The organism is Methylobacterium sp. 4-46 (assembly GCF_000019365.1).
Taxonomy (GTDB): Bacteria; Pseudomonadota; Alphaproteobacteria; order Rhizobiales; family Beijerinckiaceae; genus Methylobacterium.
The window spans coordinates 5,639,733-5,653,077 of the sequence record NC_010511.1 but is presented as its reverse complement, the minus strand read 5'-3'; the positions used below and the strand labels follow the sequence as shown (position 1 = coordinate 5,653,077).

At 71.6% G+C, this 13,345-nt stretch carries 9 protein-coding genes; 7 read left to right on the top strand and 2 right to left on the bottom strand.

The genetic code is table 11. The features are described 5' to 3' along the window. The first annotated feature begins 34 nt into the window (after positions 1–34). Genes M446_RS24760 through M446_RS24745 form a run of 4 tightly spaced genes read left to right on the top strand, consistent with a single transcriptional unit; the run spans position 35 to position 5,122 of the window. Positions 35–1,630: an ABC transporter substrate-binding protein gene (locus M446_RS24760; RefSeq protein ID WP_012334854.1), complete on the top strand. Its 1,596-nt coding sequence runs from the start codon at positions 35–37 to the stop codon at positions 1,628–1,630. Then, a complete protein-coding gene (locus M446_RS24755; protein WP_012334853.1) occupies positions 1,630–2,577 on the top strand; it encodes an ABC transporter permease in 948 nt (315 codons plus the stop codon). Before M446_RS24760 ends, M446_RS24755 begins: the two co-directional genes overlap by 1 nt. Next, a complete protein-coding gene (locus M446_RS24750) occupies positions 2,574–4,340 on the top strand; it encodes a dipeptide/oligopeptide/nickel ABC transporter permease/ATP-binding protein (protein WP_012334852.1) in 1,767 nt (588 codons plus the stop codon). Before M446_RS24755 ends, M446_RS24750 begins: the two co-directional genes overlap by 4 nt. Further along, entirely contained in the window at positions 4,337–5,122 is a 786-nt protein-coding gene (locus M446_RS24745) for an ATP-binding cassette domain-containing protein (protein ID WP_012334851.1), read from the top strand. The genes M446_RS24750 and M446_RS24745 overlap by 4 nt, the downstream gene beginning before the upstream one ends. On the opposite strand, the gene M446_RS24740 is transcribed toward M446_RS24745, so the two are convergent. Then, positions 5,083–5,502 carry a flagellar biosynthesis repressor FlbT gene (locus tag M446_RS24740; protein ID WP_012334850.1) on the bottom strand — a complete coding sequence of 140 codons (420 nt, stop codon included), beginning with the start codon at positions 5,500–5,502 and terminating at the stop codon, positions 5,083–5,085. The two genes, M446_RS24745 and M446_RS24740, sit on opposite strands and share 40 nt — an antisense overlap. A gap of 373 nt (positions 5,503–5,875) precedes the next feature. Here M446_RS24740 and M446_RS24735 point away from each other — a divergent pair, with 373 nt between their 5' ends. The 3 genes from M446_RS24735 to M446_RS24725 all read left to right on the top strand — a co-directional run bounded on the left by M446_RS24735 (position 5,876) and on the right by M446_RS24725 (position 12,417). Continuing rightward, positions 5,876–7,261, top strand: a complete 1,386-nt coding sequence (locus tag M446_RS24735; RefSeq protein ID WP_012334849.1) for a flagellin — start codon at positions 5,876–5,878, stop codon at positions 7,259–7,261. A 618-nt stretch (positions 7,262–7,879) separates the two neighbouring features. After that, on the top strand, positions 7,880–9,265 hold the full coding sequence (locus M446_RS24730) for a flagellin (protein WP_012334848.1): 1,386 nt from the start codon (positions 7,880–7,882) through the stop codon (positions 9,263–9,265). 1,379 nt (positions 9,266–10,644) lie between these two features. Next, positions 10,645–12,417, top strand: coding sequence for a flagellin (locus M446_RS24725; protein WP_012334847.1), 1,773 nt, complete (start codon positions 10,645–10,647; stop codon positions 12,415–12,417). A gap of 145 nt (positions 12,418–12,562) precedes the next feature. Here M446_RS24725 and M446_RS24720 read toward each other — a convergent pair whose 3' ends face one another. Then, positions 12,563–13,303, bottom strand: coding sequence for a helix-turn-helix domain-containing protein (locus M446_RS24720; protein ID WP_012334846.1), 741 nt, complete (start codon positions 13,301–13,303; stop codon positions 12,563–12,565). Positions 13,304–13,345 lie beyond the last annotated feature (42 nt).

Below are 13,345 nucleotides of genomic sequence, written 5' to 3'. Positions count from 1 at the left end.
GCCGCGCCCGTCCTGCCCGCGCGAGACCAAGGCCGTGAGCCCAGCCTGCCCCGCCCTCGTCGGCCTCGTCCTCGCCGCCCTCGCGGCCGCGGCGGGCGTTGCCGGGCGGGCGCGGGCCGCGGAGGTGCCCGACGACGTGCTGGTGGTCGGGCAGTCGGCCGAGCCCGCCTCCCTCGATCCCGGCGTCACCACCGCGACGAACGACGCGCGCATCCTCGTCAACCTCTACGACGGGCTGGTGCGCACCAAGCCCGGCAGCCTGGAGATCGAGCCCGCGCTCGCCGAGAGCTGGAGCCTCTCGGAGGATGGCCGCCGCTACACGTTCCGGCTGCGCGCGGGCGTGCGCTTCCACGACGGCAGCCCGCTCGACGCGCGGGCCGTGACCTTCACCTTCGGGCGGCTCCTCGAACCCGCCCACCCGGCGGCGGCGACCGGCCCCTTCCCGCTCGCCTTCCTGTTCCGCGCGGTGGAGCGGGTCGAGGCCCTCGATCCCCGGACGGTGCGCTTCACCCTGCGCCAGCCCTTCGCGCCCTTCCTGGCCAACCTCGCGACGCCGACCGGGCTCATCGTCCCGCCCGGGGCCGTGATGGCGCGGGGGAAGGATTTCGGGCGCAACCCGGTCGGGACCGGGCCGTTCCGCTTCGAGGCGTGGCAGAGCAGCCGCAAGGTGACGCTCGCCCGCAACCCGGGTTACTGGGGCGGGCCGGCCGCCTCGCGGCTCGTGATCTTCCGCCCGCTCGCCGACCCGAACACCCGCGCGACCGAGATGCTGGCGGGCGACGTCGACGTCGTGGCGGAGATGCCGCCCGACGCCCTCGCGCTGTTCCGGCACCGGGCCGGGTTCTCGGTCGCGGAGGCGGTCGGGCCCCACCTCTGGTACCTGATCCTGAATATGCGGGCCGGGCCGCTGCGGGACCGCCGGGTGCGCGAGGCGGTGAACTGGGCCATCGACCGGCGGGCGCTGGCCGAGCACGTGCTGCAGGGCACGGCCGTGCCGGCGCGCGGGATCATCGCCCCGGCCTTCGCGGGCACCTACGATCCCGACCTCGCGGGCTACGGCCACGATCCCGCCCGCGCCCGCGCCCTGCTGCGCGAGGCCGGGGCGGAGGGGGCGCGGCTCACGCTCCTCGTCGCCGAGGGCGGGTCGGGGATGCTCGACCCGGTGGCGATGGGCACGGCGATCCAAGCCGACCTCGCCCGCGTGGGCCTCGACGTCCGGCTCGTCACCTACGAGTGGAACGCCTACCTGGCCCGGGTCAATCGCGGCCTCGGCGAGGACGCCGACATGGCCGACATGGCCGAGATGGCCTGGATGACCAACGATCCCGACCAATTGCCCTCGCTCGCCCTCGCGAGCGACGCGCTGCCGGGGAAGGGCGGCTTCAACGCGGGCGGCTACGCCAACCCGGATCTCGACCGGCTCCTCGACGAGGCCCGCCGCAGCACCGACCCGGCGCGCCGCCGGGATCTCGACCGGGCCGCGGAGCGCCTCGTCGTGGCGGACGCGCCCTTCGCGGTCGTGGTCCACGGCAAGCAGGCGGCGGTGGTGCGGGAGGCCGTGCGCGGCTTCGCCCTCGACCCGACCTTCACGGCCCGCCTCGCCGGCGTGCGCAAGCGCGAGGGGCCGTGATGGGCCGCTACCTCCTCGGCCGGCTCGCCGCCCTGGTCCCGGTCCTGCTGGGCCTCAGCGTGATCGTCTTCCTGATCATGGCGCTGATCCCGGGCGACCCGGCACTGGCCCTGCTCGGCCCCTACGCGACGCCCGAGGCGGTCGCCCGCATCAACCGCGACCTCGGCCTCGACCGCTCCCTGCCGGTCCAGTACCTGACGTGGCTCTCGCACGTGCTCACCGGCGATCTCGGCCGCTCGCACAGCCTCAACCGCCCCGTCCTCGACGAGGTGGCGGAGCGCTTCGCCGCGACGCTGATCCTGGCGGGGGCGGCGCTCGCCCTCGCCGCGCTCCTCGGCCTCGCCCTCGGGGTCGCGGCGGCCCTGCGGCAATCGGGCTGGGTCGACCGGCTCGCCACGCTCGGCGTGCTGGTCGGCCTCTCGGTGCCGTCCTTCTGGCTCGGGCTCCTGCTGATCCTGCTGGTCTCGGTGCGCTGGCGCCTGCTGCCGGTGAGCGGCATGCACGCGATCTACGGCGAGGAGACCCTGGCCGATCTCCTGCGCCACCTCGCCCTGCCGGCCGCGACCCTGGCGGTGGTGGCGGCCGGGGTGATCGCCCGGCTCACCCGCGCCGCCATGCTGGAGGTGCTGCGCCAGGACTTCGTCCGCACCGCCCGCGCCAAGGGCCTCGGCGAGGGGCGGATCGTGCTCCTCCACGCCGCCCGCGCCGCCCTGGTGACGGTGATCCCGGTCATCGGCACCCAGGCGGGCTTCGTGCTCGGCGGGGCGGTCTACGTCGAGACCGTGTTCCAGTGGCCGGGCATCGGCCGCATGCTGGTCGGCGCCATCGCCACCCGGGACGTGCTCCTGGTCCAGGGCGGGGTGCTCGTCGTGGCGACGACCTACGTGCTGGTGAACCTCGCGGCCGACCTGCTGCAGCGGCTCGCCGATCCGAGGATCGGCGGGTGAGCGGCCTCCTCGCCCGGCTGATGCGCAACCGCCCGGCGGCGGCGGGGCTCGTCGCGCTCGTCCTCGTCGGCGCGGTCTCGCTCGCCGCGCCGCTCCTGCCCCTCGCCGATCCCGACGCCACCGCGCCCGCCGCGCGGCTGCTGGCGCCCCTCACGCCGGGCGCGTGGCTCGGCACCGACGCGCTCGGCCGCGACCTCCTGGCCCGGCTCGTCCACGGCACCCGGGTGAGCCTCGCGGTCGGCCTCGCGGCGGCGGCGCTCGCGGCCGGGATCGGCTCGGGCCTCGGCCTCGTCGCGGGCTTCGCCGGCGGCCGGACCGAGGCGCTGCTGATGCGCCTCGTCGACGTGCTGATGGCCTTCCCCTACCTGCTGCTCGCCCTCGCCGTGGTGGCGGCGCTCGGGCCGGGCCTCCTCAACGCCCTGGCGGCGGTGGTGGTCGCCAACATCCCGTTCTTCGCCCGCACCGTGCGGGGCGTGGCCGCGACCCTGCGGGTGCAGGATTTCGTCGCCGCGGCGCGGCTCTCCGGCATGGGGCCGGCCCGCATCCTCCTCGTCGAGATCCTGCCGAACGTCCTGCCGGTGATCGCCGTCACCGCCTCGACCACGGTCGGCTGGATGATCCTGGAGACGGCCGGCCTGTCCTTCCTGGGCCTCGGGGCGCAGCCGCCGCAGGCCGATCTCGGGGCGATGCTGGGGGAGGGGCGCCGCGTCCTGATCGGCGCGCCCGCCGTGGCGGCGGTGCCGGGCTTCGCGGTCCTCCTGATCGTGCTCGCCCTGAACCTCGTCGGCGACGGGCTGCGCGACGCCCTCGACCCGCGCCTCGCCGGCGGCCCGGCGGCGCGGCCGGGCGCCGCGACCCGGGTCGCGCGCCCTCCGCTCCCCGCCGCCCCGCCCGCGGCCGGGCCCCCGCCCGCCGACGGGCTCGCGGTCGCGGGCCTGCGCGTCGCCTTCGAGACGCCGGCGGGCCGCGCCGAGGCGGTGCGGGGCGTCGACCTCGCGGTCGCCCCGGGGGAGTGCCTCGGCCTCATCGGGGCCTCGGGCTCGGGCAAGTCGGTGACCGCCCACGCGATCCTGCGCCTCGTCCCCTCGCCGCCGGGCCTCGTCACCGGGGGGGCGATCCGCTTTCGCGGCGAGGACCTCCTCGCCCTGCCGCCCGCCGCCCTGCGCCGCCTGCGCGGGGACCGGATCGCCTACGTGTTCCAGGACCCGCTCACCACGCTCCACCCGCTGATCCGGGTCGGGGACCAGGTCGCGGAGGCGATCCGGGCGCATCGCCGGGTCGGGGCCGGGGAGGCGGCGAGCCGCGCCGAGGGGCTGCTCGCCGCGGTCGCCCTGCCGGATCCCGGCCGCATCGCCCGCGCCTACCCGCACGAGCTCTCCGGCGGGCAGCGCCAGCGGGTCGGCATCGCCATGGCGCTCGCCAACGATCCCGACCTGATCGTCGCGGACGAGCCGACCACCGCCCTCGACGCCACCGTGCAGGCGGGGATCCTCGACCTGCTCGACCGGCTGCGCCGGGAGCGGGGCCTCGCGATCCTGTTCATCAGCCACGATGTCGGGGTGGTGCGGCGGCTCTGCGACCGGGTCGCGGTGATGCAGGGCGGGCGGATCGTCGAGGCCGGGGAGGCGGCGCGGGTGCTCTCGCGCCCGCAGCACCCCACCACCCGCGGCCTGATCGCCGCGGTGCCGGTGCTCGGGCGCGCCCGGGCGCTGCTGGAGGCGGACGAGGCCGGCGGCCGATCCGTGCCGGAGGAACGCGCGTGAGCCCGGCCCTGGAGGTGCGCGGCCTCGCCAAGACCTACCCGGCGCGGGGCGGCCTCTTCGCCCGCGGCCGGCCGGCCGTGACGGCGCTCGGGGGCGTGTCGTTCCGGGTTGCGCCGGGAGAGACGCTCGGCATCGTGGGCGAATCCGGCTGCGGCAAGTCCACCCTCGCGCGCTGCCTCGTCGGGCTGGTGCGGCCGAGCGCCGGGTCGATCGTCATCGAGGGAAGGCCGCTGCCCGACCTCGTCCGGGCGGGGCCGCGGGTGCTGGGCCGCACGATCCAGTACGTGTTCCAGGACCCCGTCTCGGCGCTCAACCCGCGCCGGACGATCCGCCAAGCCCTGGCCGCGCCCCTGCGCTTCCTCGCCGGGCTCGACGCGGCCGAGCGCCCGCCGCGCCTCGCCGCCCTGATGGACTCCGTCGGCCTGGAGCCGGCCCATCTCGACCGCTACCCGCACGAGCTCTCGGGCGGGCAGGCGCAGCGCGTCGCGATCGCGCGGGCGCTGGCGGCGGGGGCGCGGATCGTCGTCCTGGACGAGCCGGTCGCGGCCCTCGACCTCGCGGTGCAGGCGAAGGTGCTGCGCCTGCTCGCGGATCTGAGGGCCCGGCACGGGCTCACCGCCGTGCTCATCAGCCACGACCTCGCGGTGGTGGAGGCCCTGGCCGACCGGGTGCTGGTGATGGAGGGCGGCGCCGTCGTCGAGGAGGGGACGCCCGAGGCGGTGTTCGGGGCGCCCCGCCACCCCTACACGCGCCGGCTCGTCGCCTCGGTGGCGGCCCTCTGAGCCTCCTCGCCCCGCATGGTCTTGCGCAGCAGCGCCATCGCGCTCTGGTACTTCTCGCGCTCGACGAGGCGCAGGATCGGCCGCAGCGTCTCGTGCTCGGGCAGGCCGACGCCGGCCACCAGGAGGGCGCGGTAGGCCTCCTGCCACTCGGCCATGCGGCCGGGCTCGATCAGCATCTGCTGGACGAGGTAGTAGAGCCGCTGCAGGGGGGTGCGCACCTCGTCGGCCTCGATCAGGTGGCTCGGCATCAGCAGCACGTCGACCGCGTGGATGTCGAGCGTGACGCTGTCGCTCGCCCGCATCAGGGCGCCGTTGAGGAAGAAGCGCGCGCCCTTCTTGATGAAGGCCCGCGTCGGATTCGTCAGTCCCGGCCGTGCCATGCGTCCCGCTCTCTCCCACACCCCGACGACATAGGTTGGTAACCTTGCCCGAAACTGCCCTGTGGACGGGCCGGGTGTCCACCGCCTTCGCCGGACCGGCTTAAGTCACCAGTAAGGCCGCCCATACGACCATTATAGCGTCGATGAAGGCAGTTGATATTCGCTGCCACCAAGTCATCGATCAATGTTCGATGGGCAGGTTCTCTAATGTCCTGCAGACATGACGTCGCGCCATCGATCCGGTGAGAATCCGGCTTGTAATGCGTAGCGGGTTAGATCCAGGTCTTGGATCTATGGCATGAGGCCATTTGCTACTCCGGTGTGAGCCCGGATCCGATGTTGCCTATCTGCCTCACAACCCGGATCAGCTCAGATGACCAGCCTGCTCACCAACAGCGCCGCGATGACGGCCCTGACCACCCTCAAGAGCATCAACACCCAGCTCGACACGACCAGCAACCGCGTCTCCACCGGCCAGCGCGTCTCCAACGCTGCCGACAACGCCGCCTATTGGTCGATCGCCACCACGATCCGCACGGACAACAGCTCGCTCGGCGCGGTGAAGGACTCGCTCGGGCTCGGCGCCTCGACCGTCGACACGGCCTATAACGGCCTCAACAGCATCCTCACCGACCTGCAGAACATCCGCGCCAAGCTCCAGACCGCCACCCAGGCGGGCGTCGACCGCGCCAAGGTGCAGACCGAGATCGCGGCGCTCCAGAGCAAGATGAAGGCGACCGCCAACTCGTCGGTGTCGAGCGGCCAGAACTGGATCTCGGTGGATTCGTCGGCGAGCGACTACCAGGCCATCCGCAAGATCGTGGCCGGCTTCTCCCGCGGCTCGAACGGCGCGATCAACTTCTCGTACGTGAACGTCGATGTCGGCAGCATCAAGCTGCTCGACGCCAATGCCGGCTCGAGCGTGACAGTGGCGGCGACCCAGGCGCAGGCCTCCGGCACCACCTCGCTGACCGGCACGACGGCGTTCACCGGCGGCACGGCCGACTTCTCGGCCGCCCAGACGGTCGAGCTGACGATCACCACCGAGACCGGCAACGCGACCATCAAGCTCGACAAGGCCGCGCTGACCACCGCCGCCAAGGACCTCACCAAGGTCACCACCAACGAGTTCCTCTCGGCGCTCAACAACGCGATCAGCGCCAGCACGCTGACCACCGCGGGCGTGCCGAGCGTCACCGCCAGCCTGGACTCGGCGGGCCGCCTCACCTTCACCCGGAGCGCGACGGGTGCGACCAACACCCTCAAGATCGACACGACGGCCAACAACACCGTCGACATCGGCTTCGGCGCCGCCAGCGTCACCGGCGTCGTCAACAAGGGGACCAACGCGACCACCACGACCGGCAAGGGCCTGCTCGACACGGCGACCGGTACCTACACGGCCGGCGGCGGCATGTCGGGCTCCTACAGCGTCGCGAATTTCGACATCTCCAAGCTCGTCGGCACCAACGGCGACACCGACGTGGCCAACATCATCACCATGGTCGATCAGGTGATCGGCAAGGTTACGGATGCCGGCACCAAGCTGGGCGCGGCCAAGACGCAGGTCGACGGCCAGAAGACCTTCGTGGACACCCTGATGAAGGCCAACAGCGCGACGATCGGCACGCTGGTGGATTCGGACATCGAGGAGGAGTCGACGAAGCTGAAGGCGCTGCAGACGCAGCAGCAGCTGGCGGTGCAGTCGCTGAGCATCGCCAACTCGTCGAGCCAGAACCTGCTCTCGCTGTTCCGCTGAGCCGGGATCCTCCGACCAAGCCCCGGCCCCGGCACCGCCGGGGCCGCCACGCAGCGCGCCCCGTCTCCGCGAGGAGGCGGGGTTTTTCGCGTGACGCGCCCGGAACGGGCGCTTTCCCGAGGGGGCGGGTTCCTGCGCGGGTCGGTCGCGGCGGGCGGAGCGCGGCCGCGGCCCGACGGACCGGAGCCGGATGGGGCGGTGCCGACCGGGGCGCGCCGCCGTGGCGCGCCGCGCCGGACCTCGCGGGGCGCCGTGAAGCCGCGCTTCCTCGGCCATGCCGAACCGCGCTTCATCGCGGCCTCCATCAATCGAACATGGTGAAAGCCCGAGCCCTTTTGCCATTGCGATTAAGCCACCAGTAACGGTGAGCCGGGCATAGTGGATCCATCGCCAGGGTGATCGTGATCGCACCCGCAGGAAGTTCCGGCGGCAGCTCGGCAAGCAGGTTAGTTTGAACCTGTCGACATGATGTCATTTTGCCGATCCGGTGAGAATCCGGTTTGTAATGCGTAGCGGGTTAGATCCAAGTCTTGGATCTATGGCATGAGGCCATTTGCTACTCCGGTGTGAGCCCGGATCCGATGTTGCCTGTCTGCCTCACAACCCGGATCAGCTCAGATGACCAGCCTGCTCACCAACAGCGCCGCGATGACGGCCCTGACCACCCTCAAGAGCATCAACATCCAGCTCGACACGACCAGCAACCGCGTCTCCACCGGCCAGCGCGTCTCCAACGCTGCCGACAACGCCGCCTATTGGTCGATCGCCACGACGGTCCGCACGGACAACAGCTCGCTCGGCGCGGTGAAGGACTCGCTCGGGCTCGGCGCCTCGACCATCGACACGGCCTATAACGGCCTCAACAGCATCCTCACCGACCTGCAGAACATCCGCGCCAAGCTCCAGACCGCCACCCAGGCGGGCGTCGACCGCGCCAAGGTGCAGACCGAGATCGCGGCGCTCCAGAGCAAGATGAAGGCGACCGCCAACTCGTCGGTGTCGAGCGGCCAGAACTGGATCTCGGTGGATTCGTCGGCGAGCGACTACCAGGCCATCCGCAAGATCGTGGCCGGCTTCTCCCGCGACTCGGCCGGCGCGATCAACTTCTCGTACGTGAACGTCGACGTCGGCAGCATCAAGCTGCTCGACGCCAATTCCAGCGCCAGCGTCACCGTCCCGGCCACGTCGGGTCAGGTCTTCGGCAGCACCTCGCTGACCGGCACGACGGCGTTCACCGGCGGCACGGCCGACTTCTCGGCCGCCCAGACGGTCGAGCTGACGATCACCACCGAGACCGGCAACGCGACCATCAAGCTCGACAAGGCCGCGCTGACCACCGCCGCCAAGGACCTCACCAAGGTCACCACCAACGAGTTCCTCTCGGCGCTCAACAACGCGATCAGCGCCAGCACGCTGACCACCGCGGGCGTGCCGAGCGTCACCGCCGGCCTGGACACCGCGGGCCGCCTGACCTTCACCCGGACCGCGACGGGTGCGACCAATACCGTCAAGGTCGACACGACGGCCAACAACACCGTCGACATCGGCTTCGGCGCCGCCAGCGTCACCGGCTCCGTGGCGAAGGGGACCAACGCGACCACCACGACCGGCAAGGGCCTGCTCGACACCTCGAACGGCACCTACACGGCCGGCGGCGGCATGTCGGGCTCCTACAGCGTCGTGAACTTCGACATCTCCAAGCTCGTCGGCACCAACGGCGACACCGACGTGGCCAACATCATCACCATGATCGATCAGGTGATCGGCAAGGTGACGGACGCGGGCACCAAGCTGGGCGCGGCCAAGACGCAGGTCGACGGCCAGAAGACCTTCGTGGACACCCTGATGAAGGCGAACACCGCGACGATCGGTACGCTGGTGGACGCGGACATCGAGGAGGAATCGACGAAGCTGAAGGCGCTGCAGACGCAGCAGCAGCTGGCGGTGCAGTCGCTGAGCATCGCCAACTCGTCGAGCCAGAACCTGCTGTCGCTGTTCCGCTGAGCCGGAATACGCGACCAAGCCCCGGCCCCGGCACCGCCGGGGCCGCCACGCAGCGCGCCCCGTCTCCGCGAGGAGGCGGGGTTTTTCGCGTGACGCACCCGGCACGGGCGCGGTCCCGTGAACCAACGCCCGGTTTCTCCCGGATGCGCCGACGCGCGGCAGCGCGGGGGCGCGACGCGGCATGCCCCCGTCCCCCGAGATCCGCGCGGCGCGGACGGTGCGCGCGCACGGCACGGATCGGGCTGCGATCCGGTCGATCGCCGCCACGCCCGGCGGGGCGGGGAGGATCCCGCGCAGCCCCGCGCCCCAGGCCGCCCGCGACCATGGTCCGCGGCCTGGACCGACACGCGCCGGGGCCATCAGCCGCGAGAGGCCGCCATCCGCGGAGAGGCCCGATTCCCTCCTCGTCGGGCGGCACGCGACCGTCGGGCGCGGACGCGATCGCCGTCGCCGCGCGGCCCGTCGGGTCATCGACCAGGGGGAGGCCTGCGGGGGAAGGGCGAGCGCACCCTGGCAGCCCGCGACCCCGCCGTACGCCCTGACGGCCCTCGCCGGCGGCGCCACACCCAGCCCGTGATCCTCCTCCGGGCCGGGGCTCGCCCGCGCGAACCGTCGCGGCCCGCCGGCCCCAGGCCGCGGACTTCGCCACGCACCTGCGCTTCGCACGACGCCTCCCGACACGGCCGAAGCGCCGGCCGGATCACGCCAGGCCCGGCCGCCGCGGACGTTCTGATGCTGCGCCGCACTCGATTGATGCAGGCCGAACCCGGATTGCGGGCGCCGCGGGGCACAAGAACTAGAAAGCAAAGAAAACAGTAATTCCCAAGATTTCCCGGTGAGCCGGCCGCCGGTCTTGCCCGGTGCGCAGGCGGGGTGCCGCCGCCACCTTCCGCTCGCACCCACGCATAGACACAACCTAAAACTGCTCCGATCGGCACGCCGGCACGGAATCACTTCGATATGACAAGTGGTTGCGGTACTCCAAAGATCGCGACACAACTTAAAAGAGAGATCTCCGCGCTCGGCGCATGGACTCTCGGGCAGCTCGTCCAGATCAATGATCAGTTAACCTTAAGCTTGAGGCGAATGTATTCGAACGAAGAGACGCGAGAGAGATTCAAACTTCCTTAGGGGAATCAAGGCCAAAAAGATCAGGTCGAGGAACAATTGTCTATCGGATTATTCTTCGACGTCAGCAGTACGGAAGGGATTATGGTTGTCCCTAGACATGATGTCGTTCCGTTCTTTCGGTGAAAGCCCGCGTCTAGTGCGTCGTCGGTCGGACCTGCGATCGGTCCAAGGCATGAAGCCGGTCCGCTTCTCCGGTGCGAGCCCGGATTTGCAACCCGTTCCTTCAGTTCATCGCGAGTTCCCTCACCATGACCAGCCTGCTCACCAACTCCGCGGCGATGACTGCGCTCACCACCCTCAAGTCGATCAATGCCCAGCTCGACATGACCAGCAACCGGGTCTCGACCGGGCAGCGCGTCTCCGCCGCCTCCGACAACGCCGCCTACTGGTCCATCGCCACCACGGTGCGCACCGACAACGCCTCCCTGGGCGCGGTGAAGGACTCGCTCGGCCTCTCCTCCTCGGCCGTCGGCACCGCCTATAACGGCCTCAACAGCATCCTCTCCGACCTGCAGAACCTGCGCGCCAAGCTCCAGACCGCCACCAATTCCGGCACCGACCGCTCCAAGGTCCAGACCGAGATCGCGACCCTGCAGAGCAAGATGAAGGCGACCGCCGATTCCTCGGTCTCCAGCGGGCAGAACTGGCTCTCCGTCAACTCGGCTGCCACGAACACCAGCTACAAAGCCGTCCAGAACGTGGTGGCGGGCTTCTCGCGCGCCAGCGACGGCACGATCAACTTCTCGATGATCAACATCAACGTCGGCCAGATCAAGCTCTACGACACCAACTCGACCAGCGTCACGGCGGCCGCGACCAACGCCCAGGTCGTCGGCTCGACCTCCCTCACCGGCACGAGCGGGTTCGGCTCCGGGGCCGGCACGGCGGATTTCAGCGCCATCAACGAGGTCTCGCTGGCGATCTCCGTGGGCGGCCAGACGGGCAACATCGTGCTCAACTCGTCCACGATGGCGACGGCTGCCAAGGACCTGTCCAAGGTCACGACCGACGAGTTCCTGAAGGCCATCAACAACCAGATCTCCGCCTCCGCGACCCTGGCCGGCAAGGTGACGGCGGGCCTGGATTCCTCGGGCCGGCTGACCTTCAACTCGACCGCGACCGGCGCGGCCACCACCCTGTCGGTCTCCGTCGGCAACCCCTCGGCCGGCAAGGCCCTGATCGACGTCGGCTTCGGCACCACCACGGGCGTCGCCACGGTGGCGATGGTGCAGGGCAGCGCCTTCACCAACCTCGACCTCTCGACGGGCAGCAAGGCCATCACGATCAGCGACGGCACGACCTCGAAGACCATCACGCTGGACGCGGCGGCCTATGCCGCCCTGGCCACCAAGACCTCCGCCGGCAACAATGCCGTCAACGCCACCGACGTGGCGGCGATGATCAACACCACGCTCTCGGCCACGACCGCTGCCAAGGTCGCGGCGTCGGTCCAGGGCGGGAAGCTCGTCCTGACCAGCACCGACACGGCCGGTGCGGGCTCGAAGATCATCATCAGCAACGCGGACGCGGCGTTCGGCTTCACGGCGGGCACCACCACTGGCACGGACGTCCCGGCAGGCGGTGTTGTGCCGCGCACCGGGACCGGCACCGACGCCGGGGTCACCCAGGCGCAGGGCATCCTGGACACCGCGATGGGCACCTACAACGCGCAGTTCGGGGGCGGCTCCTACTCGATCGCCAACCTGGACATCTCGAAGCTGGTGGGCACGAACGGCGACGCGGACCTGAAGAACATCATCTCGGCGGTCGACAAGGCGATCGCGGCGGTGACGGATGCGGGCACGAAGCTCGGCGCGAGCAAGACGCAGATCGAGGGGCAATCCTCGTTCGTGGACACGCTGATCAAGGCCAACCAGGCGACGATCGGGACGCTGGTGGACGCGGACATCGAGGAGGAATCGACGCGGCTGAAGGCGCTGCAGACCCAGCAGCAGCTGGCGGTGCAGTCGCTGAGCATCGCCAACGGGGCGAGCCAGAACCTGATGACGCTGTTCCGCTGAGCCGGAACCAGGCCCCGGCCGGGGCCGCCACGCCTCGCCCCCGCACGGGGGCGGGGCTTGCGGCGTCGGCATGCCCACGCGACCCCGTCCCGCGCGGGAGACAGCCCCACCCCCGCTCCGCGGGGGCCCGCACCCTACCGCCCCATCACCCCGGCACCGGGAAGACCACCCCGAACCCCTCGTCGCAGACGCGCGCGAGGTGGCGGCGGCAGGGCGCGTAGGCCGGCATGCCCGGGGTGATGCGCCCGGAGGGCACCTCGCCGCGATCCGGCAGCAGGGCGAGGGGGCAGGCGGCGGGGGTGAGCTGCGCGCCGCGCCCCGCGTGCAAAGTGGTCAGGAGGCCGTAGAGCTCCCCGTGGATTGTCGGGCGGCCCAGCATGGCGAGGCGGACCTGCCCCTGCCAGTTGGTGACGAGGTAGATGGTGCCCGAGAGGTTCGGCACCGAGACCTCCCCGCTCTGCGCGAAGGGCGCGTCGAGGCGCTCGGCCTCGCGGAAGACGAGGCGGCCGCCTTCCGGGTCCCACAGGATCTCGGTGCGGTAGGCGAAGAGCGCGGCCGCGTCGCCGAAGGAGGGGCGCAGCGTCAGGTAGCGGCCTTCCAGCCAGGCCACCGCCTCGCGCGAATAGGCGCCGAGGCGCTCGGGCGCGTGGCGCGCCGCCGGGGCGGGGCCGCGCAGGGAGACGCCGAGCGCCTCCTCCAGCCGCACCGTCGTCGCCCGCGTGAAGGGCCGGCGGCCGGCCAGCGCCTTCTCCAGGGTCGAGAGGCTGATCCGCGCCGCGTCGGCCAGGGCCTGTCGCGACATGCGCCGGCGCGCGAGCGCCTCGCGCACCGTCTCGGCCACGCGCAGGCTCTCGCTCTCCGGCAGGTCCGTGTCGCCCGCGCCCATCCGCCCCGGCTCCCCGCGGACAAAACCGCACGGAACCGCACC

Coding starts and splice junctions, on each gene's coding strand:
- M446_RS24720 (WP_012334846.1), bottom strand. CDS start 13,303: ATGGGCGCGGGCGACACGGACCTGCCGGAGAGCGAGAGCCTGCGCGTG.
- M446_RS24725 (WP_012334847.1), top strand. CDS start 10,645: ATGACCAGCCTGCTCACCAACTCCGCGGCGATGACTGCGCTCACCACC.
- M446_RS24755 (WP_012334853.1), top strand. CDS start 1,630: ATGGGCCGCTACCTCCTCGGCCGGCTCGCCGCCCTGGTCCCGGTCCTG.
- M446_RS24735 (WP_012334849.1), top strand. CDS start 5,876: ATGACCAGCCTGCTCACCAACAGCGCCGCGATGACGGCCCTGACCACC.
- M446_RS24730 (WP_012334848.1), top strand. CDS start 7,880: ATGACCAGCCTGCTCACCAACAGCGCCGCGATGACGGCCCTGACCACC.
- M446_RS24740 (WP_012334850.1), bottom strand. CDS start 5,502: ATGGCACGGCCGGGACTGACGAATCCGACGCGGGCCTTCATCAAGAAG.